Origin of the sequence: Mariniradius saccharolyticus AK6 (genome assembly GCF_000330725.2) — a bacterium.
Lineage (GTDB): Bacteria > Bacteroidota > Bacteroidia > Cytophagales > Cyclobacteriaceae > Mariniradius > Mariniradius saccharolyticus.
The window spans coordinates 72,787-88,400 of the sequence record NZ_AMZY02000008.1; the positions used below are offsets into that span (position 1 = coordinate 72,787).

The following is a 15,614-nucleotide window of genomic DNA, read 5'->3' on the forward strand; positions in this document are numbered from 1 at the left end:
GAATGGTACTTGAAATATGGCTGGCACGCCGATTCTTCAAAACCCACAAGTAGCCATGAGAACAACAGCACAGTATCCCGAGATTAAGTTCAGCCTTCACGGAAGGACCAGACTTTCCCAAAGAGGAATCACAGAGGAGGCAGTACTCCAGGTAATCCGGTTTGGCGAAATCATCCACAAGCAAGGGTTGAAGTTTCACTACCTACCCAAATCCAAAGGAAAAGCACTTGGGAAAAAGGAACTTGAAGCTACCCGCGACCTTTTGGTGATCACCAACCGAAGCAGGACTGAAGTGATTACCTGTTACAAGCATCCTAAGGCGGTCCACGAAGTGAAGAAGAAGCCCAAAAGACTCTCAAAATAAACAATGCAGTAAATCCGCACAATTGAATCTGAAATTTGAAACAACAAAAGGAACAGCCATGATACAGCAAATGGAAAACCAAAAAGACCTATACCAAAACACCTTGGAAGACCCAAGATGGAAACGCCTTAGGCTACAAATACTCGATCGGGACCAACACCGATGCAGGTTTTGTGGGACACAGGTTGGCTTAGAGGTTCACCATCGCCAATACCATAGGAGTAAGGCTACAGGCGAATGGCTAAAATCATGGGAATACCACCCCTTCCTCTTGATTACGGTATGCAACTCCTGCCATTCATTGGGCCACCAACAGTTTCCCATTCCCACCAAAGAAATTTAATCAGTAAAAAGCTATGAGCATCTTCAGCAAACTTTTCGGAAAAAAGGCTCCCAACCCGGTCGAGCCACAATCTCAACACTTAACCCCTTCTGAGCCAATGGTCGCCAAGGTTCCGTTCATCGACAAATCCCTGTTCACTGAGGACAGGGACCCCAGTGAACTTTTTCCAAGCCAGGATTCGCAGGCCCACAAAACACCCAAGAAAAGTGTTCTGGAAGATCTCAAGTCCAGAAACTATTATAACATGGGCTTACGGGATGGGTTGGAGGATCACAACTTTGAAGTCATGGATCAGAATGTCAATCTGATCGCATGTGACTTCAAGGAGGTTTATGCACAGGCGATTCAGGAAATCGATGAGCACCTGTTGAAAATCGAAAAAGTCCTGAATCCGATGTTCCAGCAGCAGATGCCCCATGAGTATCGGGAAGTGAAGCTGCAAAAAGAAATGTTGGAGGAGCAAAAGCGTGACCTCAAGCAGCAATTCGATCTTGCGGCGGTCAGCGAAGGGTACATTGAGAAATCAGTGGAACAGTATAGGGCCGGATTCAGAAAAGGCTTCAATCTATGGATAAACGAGAATCTGTTGTTCAAACCCACTAAAACAAATTAATCATGCTACTTAAAATATTCTCGACATTGTTCAATTACAACTATCAAGTCGTGAGGTTACAGACTACGGTCAGTAAACAGAAAATCGTGACCCTGGGAACCTTGGTGATGATACCCGTGAGCCTTTGGTTTGTGTCTGGGTTTTATTTGGCAAGCAATCTGTACGAGGTTCCACTTTGGAAGGCTTGTATCATCGGGTCGTTGATGGCAATTGCAATCCTGATCATTGACAGAGCATTCATTGTTCTGGCGAAGGACAATGGAGGGAGTGAAATTAGAAATTTCAGACTTTTCATTGCGATAATTTCCACCATTCTGGGGTCACTTGCATTGGACCTAATCGTGTTTTCGGGAGATCTGGAAGAATACAGAGCTAAAAAGCTAACGGAACTTAGGGAAGAGAAGAAAAAGCAATTTTTTGACGAGAACAGCACCGAATTGAAGAGATACTTCATGGAACGTGAACAAGCCCGCATGTCTTTAGAAGATGCTGACTCTGATCTTGTCTCTGAAATTGATGGCAGCAAAGGAACAAAAAAATACGGCGAAGGTCCGGCCGCAAAGGAAAAAAGGAGAAGACTTAAGACAGCAGAGCTCAACTTTGCCAAAATGGACTCGGTCTATTTATCTGAATTCCACAGACTGGAAACTGAAGCCGATTCTGTTGCAACTACCTCGATTGTAAAAGAAAACGGTGCCGTACTTAGCAAAATTAAAGACCTGCACTACTTTGCCTTTAGCGATATGTTCAGCGGCTTTTATTACCTCGTGATTTGTGCTTTCTTCTTCTGCCTGGAGTTTTTCCCTTTTAAATACAAATCCAAGACAGCTGAAAGCCTATTTGAAAAAATGCTTTATGCGGAAGAAAAAATTGGTGAAAGTAGACTACAAACCCAAATGGCCCAACGGGAGGAAATCCTTCTCCAGGACGGCCTTTTCGGCCCACGGGCAGAAAGGTTAAGGCAACTCGCAGGTAATCACAGTAACATTCGGAAAATCGGATGACCCCGCCAAAAATTAATCAATAACAAACGTCGAAAGAAAATGAAAAGTCAAGAATCGAATTTGGAATCAATAGACTCCAAAAACACGAAGAAACAGACCTTTTACCATTTGGTATTAGATCGCAGCGGAAGCATGGATTCTTGTTGGTTAGAGGCTTGCCAGGTAATCAATCAACAGTTACACGACATGAGGCGCATCCAATTTGAGAATCCGGATTCGGAAATCCTTTTTTCCTATTGTGTATTCAACCACGAACTTCAATTCCCAAAAGACTTGATGAATGTAGAAAATGCCCAGGTTGATTGGGATAATACGTTCCCCGAGGGGATGACTTCCCTTTATGACGCAATTGGGCAAAGCGTCCATTTCGTAAAGGAAAGAGCCGGCGCAGCACTGGAATCTGCAGGATCCGATGTGATTATGTTGATCCTCACAGATGGATATGAGAATTCGTCTCAGAAGTATTCTGGAACGGATGTAAAAGAAATAATCGAAACGTTTGAGAAATCAGAAAAGTGGAACTTCATTTTCTTGGGCGCTGGATTGGATGTCAAGCAGGTAACGTGGGAACTTGACAGGGGTAATAAGAACTCCTTTAGCTTTGAAAAACAACACATTTACCATACCTTCCAATTACTTAACTTAGAGTTTGAGGATTTTATAAAGTCCAAATCGGGTCCGCAAAAAAAGCGAAGTTTCTTCGCAAATGAGGAAGACACGGGAACGGGCCCGATAGCGCCAGCGGATTGGAATTTTTAAATGAGAAAGAAGACCCGCAGCTTGGTAAGACAGCAATAGCATAAGGCAAGCTATCCAACCCGCTTACATTGAATAATGAAAAATTGGGCTTTTAAATGCCCCAAAAATAAATTTATAGGCAATTAATTTTCCTTTTTTCAAATACTCAACTAAATTGAGGTGACCTTGAAGCGAATCAAAAAGGGAACAAAAAATAAGGGAACAAGACACACATATGCGTTACTTTCATCATTTAGGCCTTGACAATTTTAGGCTCTTCTCCAAGCTCACCACTTTTTCGCTTGCCCCCATTACAATCATTACAGGCACCAACAACTCCGGAAAAAGCTCCCTGATCAAATCGCTTCAGCTTTTCAACAACAGTGTACAGGAAACGAAGGGCATCACAAAGCTGAGTTTCGCGAATGGCAGGCACAACCTGGGCACTTTTCGCAATGTGCTCAACAAAAATCGTGGAAATCAAAACCAATTAACCTTTGAGTTTGATTTCCATCTTCCTCAAATTGACCAAAGAGCATTCCTATCGCTGACCTATGAAGCGATAAACAAAAGTTCAGAATCCGGCACCCTCGTTTCATACCGTGTTTTCCTTGAAAGCGGGGAAACTATCTTAAAGTGTGTCCTTAAGGGGTATGACGAACATCGAAACAGCTACTATTTCAATATGGAGAAGGTTTTTCAGCTTCTTTTGGAAAAATTTGATGACAAGTATTTGGCGGAAACAAGGACCTTGATAGCTGACCTTGAGGATTGGGGTTCGGATGAATCATTGATATACCAAAGGGGGGGAGCCGAAAACCTTAATTTCAACAACTATTCTATTTTTAAGCTGTTTAAATATAAACATACCTTTGGCTCCATTTACCCAGATGATTCACTGTTTTTCCATCCAGACATGTTTGACGGAGAGTCATTTTACCTTAAGGGTATTGAAGACCCCGAATTGAAGAAAAAAATAGAGGAGAAAATTGTCTCCAGTTTCCAAGACGGGGTTAGCGTTGAATTTGACGAAGGGACTGGAGATTACATTTTTTCGACTTTGGGCTGGGCCTTAGGTTATTGGAAAACGAGTATTGAAATGGGATTTCCAAAGTCGGCGATAGTGAATGGGTGGTCGGCTTTGATGGAGTATATCTTAACCAAATACATTCCTCACCTTCATAAGGCGATAGTTGATTTCGATAATCGGTTTCATTCGATCAATTCACTGTCCTCCCTGCGGGCAAACACCTCAAGGATGTATTCCAATGCCTCCGATATAGTAGAAATCAACAGCTTGATTTTGGAGTTTTCCCAATTGAACATTCCGGATGGGGACCAAATCCTGGAATTCATCAAGGAACAACTAATTTTGTTTGATATAGGGGATGATATAGATATCAAGAGACATCAAGGGGTGGCATCAGAAATCAGCATCGTAAAAAACGGTGAGAAGACCCTGCTAGCGGATTTGGGTTATGGCTTCTCCCAATTCCTCCCTTTGATCATCAAGGTGGCGATCATTGCCTACAATAAACGTTACCATGTCGATGGGACGGTCAATTATTACACCTATCCACCAAGCATGCTTTTGCTCGAGGAACCGGAAAGCAACCTGCATCCCTCTAACCAATCCAAATTGGCAGAGTTTGTTTTCGCCGCGGCAGCCAAGTTCAATATTCAGTTTTTGATCGAAACCCACAGTGAATACATGATCAGAAATTTTCAGTTTATGGTGGCATCCAAACGGTTAGGGACCGAGGATGTGACGATCTACTATTTCAACAAACCGGATACTGCTGAGTATGAATCTTCTCCCTTTAGGAAAATCGATATTCTTCCCGGTGGGCGTTTATCAGGGGAATTTGGAACCGGATTCTTTGATGAAACACCGAGGCTTTTGTCTGAACTCTTTAATTCAAACTTTAACTGATGGCACTTCCGATAGAGACTTTTTTGGATGACATTAGGGCGGAAGACTTGGACCAGTCTTTTTTTTCCTCAATAAGTGAGATAAACAGTCGGCTTATGAGGGACTATATTGATTTCAATGAAGTGGTGCAGAACGGGTACGTCACCTATATCGCCAACAATCCGGTTCAAACAGAAAACCTCTCCCAGTCTTTGTTCAAAAGACTCATTATCAACAAGTTTTTTGATGGAAGCAATCAAATAAAGATTATCAAGGGAGAAGATGGAAACAATGAGCTGAAAAACAGTACAGAGAATAGCCTTTTCACGTTGAAAGTTACGAGTAGACCAGAAATCTCCGTGTCTCCTTTACCTTCTTGGTCTATCCAGGAATTCCCTAAAGACTGGAAAAAAATCTCCAAATATTATCAGCAGCAATATATAGCAGGTGGTCCCAATCCTACCTTCACAAGCTGGAAAGGTCTCGAATTAAATAGATTCAAGATAGAATCAATCGTGTTAATGGATCGGTATATTTTCGAATCTAGAAGGGATGGCATAATCAGTTTGATTAGACTTTTGGAAGGGTTGATTGATGAAAACCGAAAATCACACATTATTCATCTCAATATCGTTTCCATAATCAAGGGTGAGTTGAAAGACAAAAGTGAATATGCAGATGGATTGCATCGCGAGGTCTTGAAGGCTCTACACCTCAAATGGCCAAATCTTTCACTTTCGATTCATTTTCTGGCTCCTAAATATTTTCACCACAGGTATCTTCTGACTGATTTCTATTATATCACAGCAGACTATGGTTTTTCCCTATATAATGAATATGGGCTCAAAAAAACCAAGGCATCCAATCTCATCAGCTATCACCCAATTTCAAATAAAAATGCCTCCAGCATGTATCTGAATTTCTTGTCGCAAATCAAGAATTTTATTGAAAACGGTGACTTAGTCGAAAACGTCGGGGAAAAAGACTGCCGGCTTTTCAGGGTACTTAAGAGGGACCATGACCTAGGCACACGCGTGGTTTAGTTCGACTTTCCCCATTTGACAGTCCTATTTTTCATTCCCATTTCTAATTGGATTGACGATTTCAAAAATCCTCTGATTCAGTTTAACGACCTGTTCATCGATGATTTCCAATTTCTCATTCAATTCTGTCAATGACTCCTTCAATCCTTCAATGAGGCTTGATTTTTCCCTGCATCGTTCCAGGAAAGCTTGATATTCTTTGGCTCTTTTTTCCTTTAAAATATTCAGCATTTCTTCTTCAGATAAGATGCCGATTTCCGAAAGTTTGTCAAAAATGAGCTTCAAATCCGGAAAATCAGACATCAGCCCCAAATCATATTTAGGTGCGTCGGCTTCCGAAAGGTCGATTTTGGCAAGCATTATCTGCTGTTCGAATTCGACCCGCTGAGCCTTTAGTTTTTCCAGTTCAACCTTGAGCTTTCCGAAATCATTAAACTTTTTTGAGGCAAGTTGGAACGCCTCGGGATGTAATATTTCAATAACTCTAAATGCCTCTTCCTCTGAGTATCCAATCGCCAAAATCTTATGGAATCTTGTCTGCAAGTCTCCATCAAAGAAGTGGAACCGGTTAATTTCCATGAATTCTATCCCCTCGGAATCGGTCTCGGTATCTCTTACCTCCGGATCCAAGATAAGGTATAAGTTATCATCTTCCTCTTCTGCATAAGGCCCAGGACGGGATGTAATGCCTGGTCTTACAATCCCTTCTTTATCCAATTCCTCTGTATTGAAACCTTGAAAGAAATAATGCCAATCCCAGTCAGTATTGAAAATCCCGTTTTCAAGGTGGTTTCCGACGTTGTCCAGAATAATTCCAAAAGACTTGGACTGATGCGGCCGGGTACTCCTCCCAATTTGTTGCAGGTATTTTGAAAGGGATCTCGTAGGTCTCGCCAACTGTACAAACTCTATATCCGGGCAATCAAAACCTTCCGAAAAAATATCAACGTTGCAGAGCACCTTGATTGCCCCCTTTTTGAACTTGGCGATTATTTCCTTTCGCAGTTCGGGCTGGGTGTCCGCGTCTATATGTTCGGCCGGAATTCCTGCGGCACAATATGCTTCCTTCACAAACTGGCTGTGGTGCTTGGTGACACAGTATACAATACCTTTCTTGCCAAAAGCCAATTCCTGATATGTCCTTACAAGGACGTTTCTGCTTTTCTCGGTGTCAAGAAATTCGGAAAGCTCGTTTTCACGATAATCTCCTCCCCGCATTCCAACCAGAGAAAGAAATTTTCTTTTCTCTTTTACAGCATAGTACTTCAGTGGTGAAAGGTAACCATCGGCAATAAAAGCATTGATTGAAGGAGAGGTTACCAGCTTATCAAAAAGAGAAGTAAACCCTTCACCCGTAAGTCGGTATGGTGTGGCAGTTACTCCCAAAAAATACGCTTCAGGAAATCTTTTCCACAAGTCCAAATAAGTCTCCGCGGTTGCATGATGGGCTTCGTCTATAATAACCAGTGTGGGTTTTCTGGGTAAGGTCCGGTTCTTCAGCGTCTGGATCGAGGCAATTTGAATTGGTATTCTCGGCTCTTCTTGATATCCGTTTTTTATGATGCCCGCTCCAAGCTGATAGTTTTTGCTAAGCGTGTCCCTGATCTGTAAAACAAGTTCTTCCCGGTGAACCACGAGCAGCACCCTTTTGATATCATCTTTGGTAGATGCAATGAAAAACTCCCGGACAATGCTGCAAAACAACCTCGTTTTTCCCGTACCTGTGGGCATCTGCAGGAGTATATTGCGATGGCCATCCTGCCAAAACCGATAAATTTCCATTTTCGATTGGATCTGGTACGGCCTAAGGTCAGTATTGATCAAATATGGTACGATGGTGTTTTTTTGATCTAAGTATGCGTCAAGGTCAAACTCTAAGTCGTTTTCATCTCTCAATATTCTTTTGATTTTTAGCGAAAGTACCTTACCCATATCCGATTCCGCGAAAGGATAGTTCAGGTTAGGACCATTCGGCAAGAAATGCTTGTCCCCGCTCTTTCCCATAATGCTGACGCTATCTTCACCTATGCTGAGCACATTGAAATTGCGCACCTGATTTTCCTTGTAGAGATACAACATGCTCCACTCAGCATGAAGTGTCTGGTTTCCTGGATGGTATTCCTTTACAAAAAGTGTTACCTCTGTATTCTCCGGCGCGTCAAATTTCTTTTGTGTCCAATAATATCCTCCGAGCTTGTGTTCCACCCGAGTAGTGTTATCGGAATGTTTTCTGATAAAAAATGTCTGGTGCCCCTTCATCTCAATGTTTTTGGTTGATTTAAGATACTTACTACTTTACCTACATACAAGCTCGCATATGTGCCAATTAAAACAAACGTTTAATTTCCAAAGAATTGTTGGAAGTACACAAACCTTACCACAGTAAAAATGTAAGGAACCCAAAGTATGGTTTTTACACCTGCGATCTTAAAGGAAAACTCGAACAAAAAATAAAAAATTAGAATTACTCAAACACTTTTGATGAAAAATGGTATCTTTCAACTATTCTTTAATTTAATTTTTCTACCAGATGGAGATTCCAAAGTACTTTATCCAAAACAGTGTCAGTAGCAGTAACACTGGGCGACCAAATGAATTCAGATTCGAAAGTCGAAATGATTCAGCAAGCAAATTCGTGAAGGGGCGTATTCGACCTGAGGGCGATACAATAAGGATCGACGTTATCAGCTCTAATTATGAACCAAATTATCTAAGGAGGAAACTCAAAAACAAATTTCACCATGAACAAATCGTCGACATCAAGATGATCGACTACGAATTCAATGATGGGAATCAGATTTTTTTTGATCGCGACCAGATCGACTACATACCTGTCCTTAACCAAGGCGAAATTTACGAGATCTCCAGCGGAACCTGTCCCCTGTACTTCAAGGACGGATACGTCTCCTGTAACGAAACCTACCCACTAGAGAATGACATCGAGGTTATCTATATTGGGGACGATGCGTCAAATTGTATAGATCCTATCGGTCGAGTCGGCCGCGAAAGAAAAGCATATGAAATTTTTGAATTTGTAAGAATCTTGTAGTATGAAATTCAATCATTTGATTTTACTTCTCGGTGTCCTGATGACATCCTGCTTTGTGAAACCCCGTCTCACAAACAGCAAACAAGGGAAATATGCAATAAATAACCGTTATAAAGCCCCGATTGACTCTCCGACCATCGACAATATTTTTGAGCTGAATGTGGGCATTTTGCCAATTCCTCCAACGACAGTCCCCGTGGCAGAGCGACCCAAGACTTTTTTTGACCTGCGCGATTCGATTCCCCATGTGTATTTAAAAATTATTGGAGAGAAAACTGGTGATTCAATCCCTCTTTTTCTTGAAGCTATCAAGGCCGAGCTTAGCAAACCTGGCCCCCCAAGGCCTGGACCGACAAGTATCGATGCCATCTCTGATAAGGTCACCGTTCGCCTTTTGATTTCCACGGTCAAGCGGTTGTACAATGATCCTGAACTCCTTCATGACAACAAGAGATTGGATTATTTGCATACCAAGATTTCTATCAAGGGTACAAACTTCAAAATCTATTCAATAGACAAACTTGAAAATGAGTTTGAAACAATTGATTTGGGTACGCTGAGTAGGAAGACTGACGTGACATTTGAGACTGGGCTTACCGGCGAGATTGGAAAGGAGATCTCCGTTGCCCGTACCAACTCGGACAATTCCAATAGTGATGTTCTTAGTTCTGGTACTGATACCGTAACACTGTATGATTCAGACGGAAACCCGGTCAAAGTCACATCAAATTCCAGTAAGACAAACACTACAGGAGGAAGATCCAATAACACCGATGTAAAAGCGGGAGCCAAAGCGAGTGTGAAAGCTGAAATGAACATGATTGCCAAACAGACACTCGAAGAAGCGGCAAACTTGAAACAGAAAAGAGCAAAAACTACATTCTCATTCAACCAAGAGTCACTCACCGTAAGTCAACGTGGTGCACTTCTGAGAGACATATCAGATAATGTCTTTGTAACCCTTACACTAACCCATGACAAGACCGCAAAGGTCACGAAGGCAAATTCCTTCGCCTTATTTATGGACCTTTATGACAAGGAAGGCAAGGTCAATTTGCCAAAGTCCATTGGCTACGAAGTGGAAAGGAAACAATACTTCCCGTGCGGTACCAATTCATTGGCTTTAAATTATGAATTCGAAGGGGTGATCAGAGGCATAATGAACAAGAGAATAGGCAATAATGCAGGAGAGTTTGACGACAAAGTGGTTTATTTTCCAATAGAAGGAAAACCAAAGTCCATTTCGATTGATTTGGACGACTTTTGTACCAGGGTCTACGAGTTTGTGATGACTTCAGGTAAAGAGGAATACACCCTGTACAATGGGGGACAAAAGGTTTACATCGACGAAAAAATGGCATATGAATTTCTGATCTGGTTTTATGAAGCGTTGAACACAAAGGATATCAGCTTTTTCAACCAAAATCTAAAAAACGGTTCGGCTTACAGTTTTGAACTTTATAAATCATCTAGTGAGAAGATCGAACTTTTCCGGGCCAGTTTTTCCGAAGATGACCATGAAAAACTTGCAAATGGAAGTTTCCGAATTAGGCCAATAAACTAACTTTTTGCCTATTATAGACAAATTAGTTCCGCCATTTTCGCTTATTTTCCTATCTTGCTCATCGGTCAAACTGAGGTAAACACAAGGCCATTTGGCGGGGCATCGGTGATTTTCATAGCCCCGTGGGACTCAGGCTTTTGATCCTTTCCCAACGCGCGGGCCACCAAACCCCACCACATTTCGAACCTATTGGACAATGGTCAGATCGATCAAGACAGTACATACCTCCAGGACAATCATGTTCACGGAATTTTCCGTAGTAATGGATTATGCTTTGGAAAAAGGAAACTTCCTTGAGGCATTAGAACTCAATGTGTTCAGCAAAAAATCAGGATCGAGCCTGCAAAAGACTTCAAATTATTTGAAAACTCTTTACGGATTCGATCCAAAAGACAAGTCGTTTTCATCACTTTGCCTTTTTTGGTCTCAGTGTAACTTGTTTGAACGCAGGTTAATCACGGTACTCTATGCTCTGTTGCGGGATGACCTTCTTTCGCAGAGTGTGCAAGTGATTCAGACCGCCCCTTTAGGAAGTAAAGTGTCTATTGAATCCATCGAAGATAACATCGATTCCAATCATCCAAACCGGTACTCTCCAAAGACCCGCAAGTCACTCGCCCAAAATTTAGCCAGTTCTTGGAAGCAAGCTGGTTTTATCGAAGGAAAAACCAAGAACATCCGCGTTCAGCCAGAGATTACCTACAGAGTAGCTGCATTTGCATTTTTCCAAGCATACCTGTCGGGTGATAGAGGCGATTTCATCCTTAAAAGCCCCTCCGTAAAGGCGTTGGGTTTAAATGAGAGTGGTTTACGTGACCTCGCCATTGAAGCGGCCAAGCAGGATCTTTTGCAGTATCAATATGGAGGGAATGTCACCTCGTTCGCTTTCCCTCAACTCCTGAGCAAACTTCAAATCCAAGTCTAAGCCATGCTATCCAAAGTCGATCAACTCATCCATGAATTTGACAAGGTGGTCAATGAACCTTGGACCTCCACGCTTTCTGGGCAGGAAAGAATCTGGTTTTTGGTCTATGATCCGGCAGATCAGCGAAAGGTAAGCCTGAGAATCGGAGAATTTGAAACCTCCACGATCCGTGCTAATAAGAAGTGGCAGTCTATCTCGTTCAAGACCTGTTTCCCCGAATGGATGAGCAGCCATGATTATAGGGATGAATATTTCTCCAATCCGGAATACATTGTAGATCAGTTGGAAGCAGAATTCATTCCTTTTGCCATCAAGTTTCTCAAGAAGCGACTGGCAACCTTGGATCAGGACCAGGATACGCTGGTGGCACTGCTGGATGTTTCATCCCTATTTGGATTTGCTAGGCTTTCTGAAATACTCAAAAACTGTGACAGAGACTTCAAGGGAAGGCTATTGATATTCTTTCCAGGAGAATTCGAACAAAATCAATATCGACTGCTGGATGCCCGCGATGGATGGGATTATCTGGCAAGACCCATTACCATTTAAACTACTGTTGTAAATGAAGAATAAGGACCTTTTTAATTTAAATCCCACCGAGATCAACCTGAAAAATGATGGGGTTGCAAAGATCAAGACACTAACCGAGGTGGAGGATCTTTCTGTAGCAGAGTACGAATTGAGAACTTTTGTCTGTGAAGGGGAATACCACGATGGTTTGAAAAAGATTTTTCAAAACTACCTCACCTACTTTGAAAAAGACATCAAAGACTCTCCTGCTTTTTGGGTTTCAGGTTTCTACGGTTCGGGTAAATCCCACTTGGTCAAAATGGCCAGTTACCTCTGGGAAGATTTTCAATTCCCCAACGGCTCTACAGCCAGAACCATCAAACCACTCCCTACCGAAATCAAAGATCTTCTCACGGAGATAGATCGAAAGCAGAAAATCTACGGAAAGCTTTCTGTCTCCGGTACACTGAGAGACTTCCCTTCCAAGGATATACGTTACTCTTTCCTTCAGATTTTATTGAGCGCGCTCGAACTTCCTCAGCAATACCACCATTTCAAATTTGTCCATTGGACCATGGAAGAAGGTATCTATGACTCACTGAAGCAGAAAATTGAGAGTCAAGGCAGATCCTTCCGAAGAGAGGTGGAAAACCTGTTCGTTTCAACCGCTTTGGCAAAGGCCCTTCTTGAGTTAAAGCCTGACTTTGCCAGTTCTGAAGCTCAGGTTCGGGAGATATTCAGGGCTCAATATCCACGGGTTGAATCCATCGGAAGAGATGAGTTTGTTAGAACCATCAAAGAGGAGATTCTGCCCCTGAAGTTTGGGGATAAGATTCCATGTACGCTGATTGTACTCGATGAGGTGCAGCAGTTCATTGCCACCGATGCAGATTTGGCTTTTGACGTTCAGCTCTTGGCTGAAGATCTTTGCTCCAGATTCGATGGTAGATTTTTGTTGGTCGGTACCGGTCAAAATGCCTTGCAGGATACTCCTATTCTTCAAAAATTGATGGCCCGATTCCGAGTTCCGATTCAATTGACTGACACTGATATTCAAAAGGTAATCCGTAAGACGATTCTTGAAAAGAAGGCCTCAGCAGTAAAGGAAATTCAGAACAAGCTGGAGTATGCATCCGGGGAAATTTCCAGAAATCTGGCCGGAACAGACTTCGGATTTGTCACTGAGGACAAGGATGTGCTTGTAGCTGATTATCCCATACTCCCTTCTACCAGAAAGTTTTGGAATAAAATCCTTAAAGTGATTGATACAGCAGGAACTACCGGAATGCTGCGCAATCAACTACGTACCATTGATGAAAGTTTGAAGTCGGTGGCCGAATCTGAGGTAGGGCGTATTGTCCCCTCTGACTTTATTTTCAATCAAAACGAGACCCAACTGATTCAGTCCGGCCTGTTGCTCTCGGATACTTTCAACCTCATTCAAAGTAAAAAAGCAGAAGGTGGCGATGGACTGTTGGAAGGGAGAATTCTCAGTGCGGTTTTCCTAATTGAGAAGCTTACGAATGAGGTCCGCAATACAGGATTGAAATCCAATGAAGCCCATATCGCAGAGCTTCTGATTGATGACTTGAACTCCAATTCGGACACCTTCCGAACCAAGGTTAAGGAGCTTATCAAAAAGCTGGTGGAGGAAAAAGTCCTGATGCCGATCGAGGATGAATACCGCTTGCAAACCAAAGTCGGTGCGGAATGGGAACAGGAATTCAGAAAGCATCATACCAAAATCGCCAACTCAGGCGAAGACCAAATTCAAAACCTGAGGAAAGAGCGGATTCTGGCCTTTTTCAAGGAAAGGACAAAGACTGTGATCATTTCGCATGGGGTATCTAAAATGACCAGACCTTTCGAACTCTGGGATAAGGACACAGCGCCCAATCAGGAGGATAAGCTTCACCTGTGGATCAAAGACGGCTGGTACACCAATGAGTCAGTGCTGATGTCAGAAATCCGTGCCGAAGGAAATGATTCTCCGCTAGCCTTTGCTTATGTGGCCAAGCAGCGGGACATGGATCTCAGAACTGCCATCCTCAACTATTTGGCAGCAAAGCAAACCGTGGACACCATGGGTCTTCCTACCACACTCGAAGGCCAACAGGCCAAGAAGAGTATGGAAACCCGAAAGGGCATAGCTGACCAGAATATCCAAGAACTCATCGACAAAATCTGCAAGGAAGCCACTATCCTACTTGCTGGAGGAAATAAGATGGATGGGGGTTCGATCAAGGACAATATAGAATCGGCGCTTTACGCCATAGCAGACAGGCAGTTCTACGATTTCAAGAACAAAGCCGATTTTGCCAACTGGGGCAAAGCACTGACAAAGGCTATTGCCGGAAGTCCTGATGCTTTGGAAGCTATTGGATACCGTGGGGAGCCTGTAAACCATCCGGTTTCTCTGGGAATCCTAAACTTTCTTGGAAACCAAACCAAGACAGGAAAGGATATCCGGAATCATTTCAGTGTGGCACCTTACGGCTGGAGTCAGGATGCTATCGACACCATGCTGGTGATCTTGAAGCGATCAGAGCACTTGTCCTCCACAGAGAGCGATCTCAAAACCGGAAATATCAATCAGGCAAGTTTCAAAAAGGAAATCCACACCCTAACAGCTACGCAAAAGATTGCCATCAAAAAGCTGCTGCAGGAAGCTGGGATTCAATGCCCTCCCAATCAGGATATCTTCCCCTACTCCAACGATTACTTGGATAAGCTGAAAAGTCTGGCAGAACAGATTTCTGGCGATCCTCCCAAGCTCGAAAAGATCAACACTTCATTCCTGAAAGAAATTTCCAACAAAGAAGGCAATGAGCGCCTCTTGGACTTGCTCAACCACAAGGATGAACTGAGCGAAAAATTCAAGGAATGGACCAAGAAGGCGGAATTACTCAGAGATCGGGAACCGGACTGGAATACCCTTCAGGACCTTCGCGGATTCTGTCCCGAGAGTCCTGACTTCGGAATCATCATCAAAGAAATCGATGCGATCTGGGAAAATCGCCTGCTCTTCCAGGAACCTGACCCGATCAAACCTCTCCTTACCCAGCTCACTGAGAAACTGGGAACCAAGCTGGGCGAAGTGGTGGAAAAATACCTCTCTCAGAGACATGAACGAATGGAAGTGCTTCAGGAAAATGAATACTTCAAAAAGCTAAGTCCTGAGCAAAAACACGTGATCCTGACCAAAAACCAACTACTCACCAAGTACGAGGTCAAGATCAACGATGCCACCAATCTGGCAAACCAACTTCAGCGGATTTCCCTGGAAAACTGGAAAACCAAAATCTCTGCGCTACAGGGGCAATTTGATGCGGCACTGACTGAAGCCATCGAACTTACCGCTCCCAAGGCCAAGAGCTTCTACCTTCCCAAAGGCACCATCAACAATCAGGCTGAGCTGGATAAATACCTCGCTGACCTGAAGTCAGAATTGGAATCACTTTTACAGAACTCCTCCTCAATTATTTTGAAGTAATGGCTGTACTTAACTCCACCCAACGAAGCGCTTTGGAGAAAGCTATCAATCAGGCT

12 protein-coding genes are annotated in these 15,614 nt (G+C 42.9%); 11 read left to right on the top strand and 1 reads right to left on the bottom strand.

All coding sequences use genetic code 11. The features are described from left to right. Window positions 1-55 precede the first annotated feature (55 nt). The 6 genes from C943_RS07025 to C943_RS07055 all read left to right on the top strand — a co-directional run bounded on the left by C943_RS07025 (window position 56) and on the right by C943_RS07055 (window position 6,017). Complete coding sequence (locus C943_RS07025) at window positions 56-364, top strand: DUF4258 domain-containing protein (RefSeq protein ID WP_157198461.1); 309 nt, start codon at window positions 56-58, stop codon at window positions 362-364. Window positions 365-720: 356 nt separating this feature from the next. After that, the gene (locus C943_RS07035; protein ID WP_040479448.1) at window positions 721-1,320 is read left to right on the top strand and encodes a hypothetical protein; all 600 of its coding nucleotides are present in this window, start codon (window positions 721-723) and stop codon (window positions 1,318-1,320) included. A gap of 2 nt (window positions 1,321-1,322) precedes the next feature. Beyond that, entirely contained in the window at window positions 1,323-2,324 is a 1,002-nt protein-coding gene (locus C943_RS07040; RefSeq protein WP_008625883.1) for a DUF4407 domain-containing protein, read from the top strand. Window positions 2,325-2,510: 186 nt separating this feature from the next. Further along, window positions 2,511-3,083, top strand: coding sequence for a hypothetical protein (locus C943_RS21315; protein ID WP_157198463.1), 573 nt, complete (start codon window positions 2,511-2,513; stop codon window positions 3,081-3,083). A gap of 214 nt (window positions 3,084-3,297) precedes the next feature. Next, window positions 3,298-4,995 (top strand): DUF3696 domain-containing protein, encoded by a 1,698-nt coding sequence (locus C943_RS07050; RefSeq protein WP_008625888.1) that lies wholly within the window; start codon window positions 3,298-3,300, stop codon window positions 4,993-4,995. Further along, entirely contained in the window at window positions 4,995-6,017 is a 1,023-nt protein-coding gene (locus C943_RS07055) for a hypothetical protein (protein ID WP_040479449.1), read from the top strand. Before C943_RS07050 ends, C943_RS07055 begins: the two co-directional genes overlap by 1 nt. 24 nt (window positions 6,018-6,041) lie before the next feature. Here C943_RS07055 and C943_RS21320 read toward each other — a convergent pair whose 3' ends face one another. Beyond that, window positions 6,042-8,276, bottom strand: a complete 2,235-nt coding sequence (locus tag C943_RS21320; RefSeq protein ID WP_008625898.1) for a DEAD/DEAH box helicase — start codon at window positions 8,274-8,276, stop codon at window positions 6,042-6,044. A 271-nt stretch (window positions 8,277-8,547) separates the two neighbouring features. Here C943_RS21320 and C943_RS07065 point away from each other — a divergent pair, with 271 nt between their 5' ends. The 5 genes from C943_RS07065 to brxC all read left to right on the top strand — a co-directional run bounded on the left by C943_RS07065 (window position 8,548) and on the right by brxC (window position 15,558). Next, entirely contained in the window at window positions 8,548-9,066 is a 519-nt protein-coding gene (locus tag C943_RS07065; protein ID WP_040479451.1) for a hypothetical protein, read from the top strand. 1 nt (window position 9,067) lies between these two features. Then, a complete protein-coding gene (locus C943_RS07070) occupies window positions 9,068-10,630 on the top strand; it encodes a hypothetical protein (RefSeq protein ID WP_008625900.1) in 1,563 nt (520 codons plus the stop codon). A 196-nt stretch (window positions 10,631-10,826) separates the two neighbouring features. Beyond that, window positions 10,827-11,555, top strand: a complete 729-nt coding sequence (locus C943_RS07075; protein WP_008625902.1) for a hypothetical protein — start codon at window positions 10,827-10,829, stop codon at window positions 11,553-11,555. A gap of 3 nt (window positions 11,556-11,558) precedes the next feature. Further along, window positions 11,559-12,104 carry a BREX protein BrxB domain-containing protein gene (locus tag C943_RS07080; protein ID WP_008625903.1) on the top strand — a complete coding sequence of 182 codons (546 nt, stop codon included), beginning with the start codon at window positions 11,559-11,561 and terminating at the stop codon, window positions 12,102-12,104. 13 nt (window positions 12,105-12,117) lie between these two features. Beyond that, complete coding sequence (gene brxC / locus C943_RS07085) at window positions 12,118-15,558, top strand: BREX system P-loop protein BrxC (RefSeq protein WP_008625904.1); 3,441 nt, start codon at window positions 12,118-12,120, stop codon at window positions 15,556-15,558. Window positions 15,559-15,614: the final 56 nt, after the last annotated feature.

Bases quoted from the DNA above. Each gene is read 5' to 3' on its own strand.
- C943_RS07025 (WP_157198461.1), top strand. From the start codon at position 56: ATGAGAACAACAGCACAGTATCCCGAGATTAAGTTCAGCCTTCACGGA.
- C943_RS07035 (WP_040479448.1), top strand. From the start codon at position 721: ATGAGCATCTTCAGCAAACTTTTCGGAAAAAAGGCTCCCAACCCGGTC.
- C943_RS07040 (WP_008625883.1), top strand. From the start codon at position 1,323: ATGCTACTTAAAATATTCTCGACATTGTTCAATTACAACTATCAAGTC.
- C943_RS21315 (WP_157198463.1), top strand. From the start codon at position 2,511: ATGAGGCGCATCCAATTTGAGAATCCGGATTCGGAAATCCTTTTTTCC.
- C943_RS07050 (WP_008625888.1), top strand. From the start codon at position 3,298: ATGCGTTACTTTCATCATTTAGGCCTTGACAATTTTAGGCTCTTCTCC.
- C943_RS07055 (WP_040479449.1), top strand. From the start codon at position 4,995: ATGGCACTTCCGATAGAGACTTTTTTGGATGACATTAGGGCGGAAGAC.
- C943_RS21320 (WP_008625898.1), bottom strand. From the start codon at position 8,276: ATGAAGGGGCACCAGACATTTTTTATCAGAAAACATTCCGATAACACT.
- C943_RS07065 (WP_040479451.1), top strand. From the start codon at position 8,548: ATGGAGATTCCAAAGTACTTTATCCAAAACAGTGTCAGTAGCAGTAAC.
- C943_RS07070 (WP_008625900.1), top strand. From the start codon at position 9,068: ATGAAATTCAATCATTTGATTTTACTTCTCGGTGTCCTGATGACATCC.
- C943_RS07075 (WP_008625902.1), top strand. From the start codon at position 10,827: ATGGTCAGATCGATCAAGACAGTACATACCTCCAGGACAATCATGTTC.
- C943_RS07080 (WP_008625903.1), top strand. From the start codon at position 11,559: ATGCTATCCAAAGTCGATCAACTCATCCATGAATTTGACAAGGTGGTC.
- brxC (WP_008625904.1), top strand. From the start codon at position 12,118: ATGAAGAATAAGGACCTTTTTAATTTAAATCCCACCGAGATCAACCTG.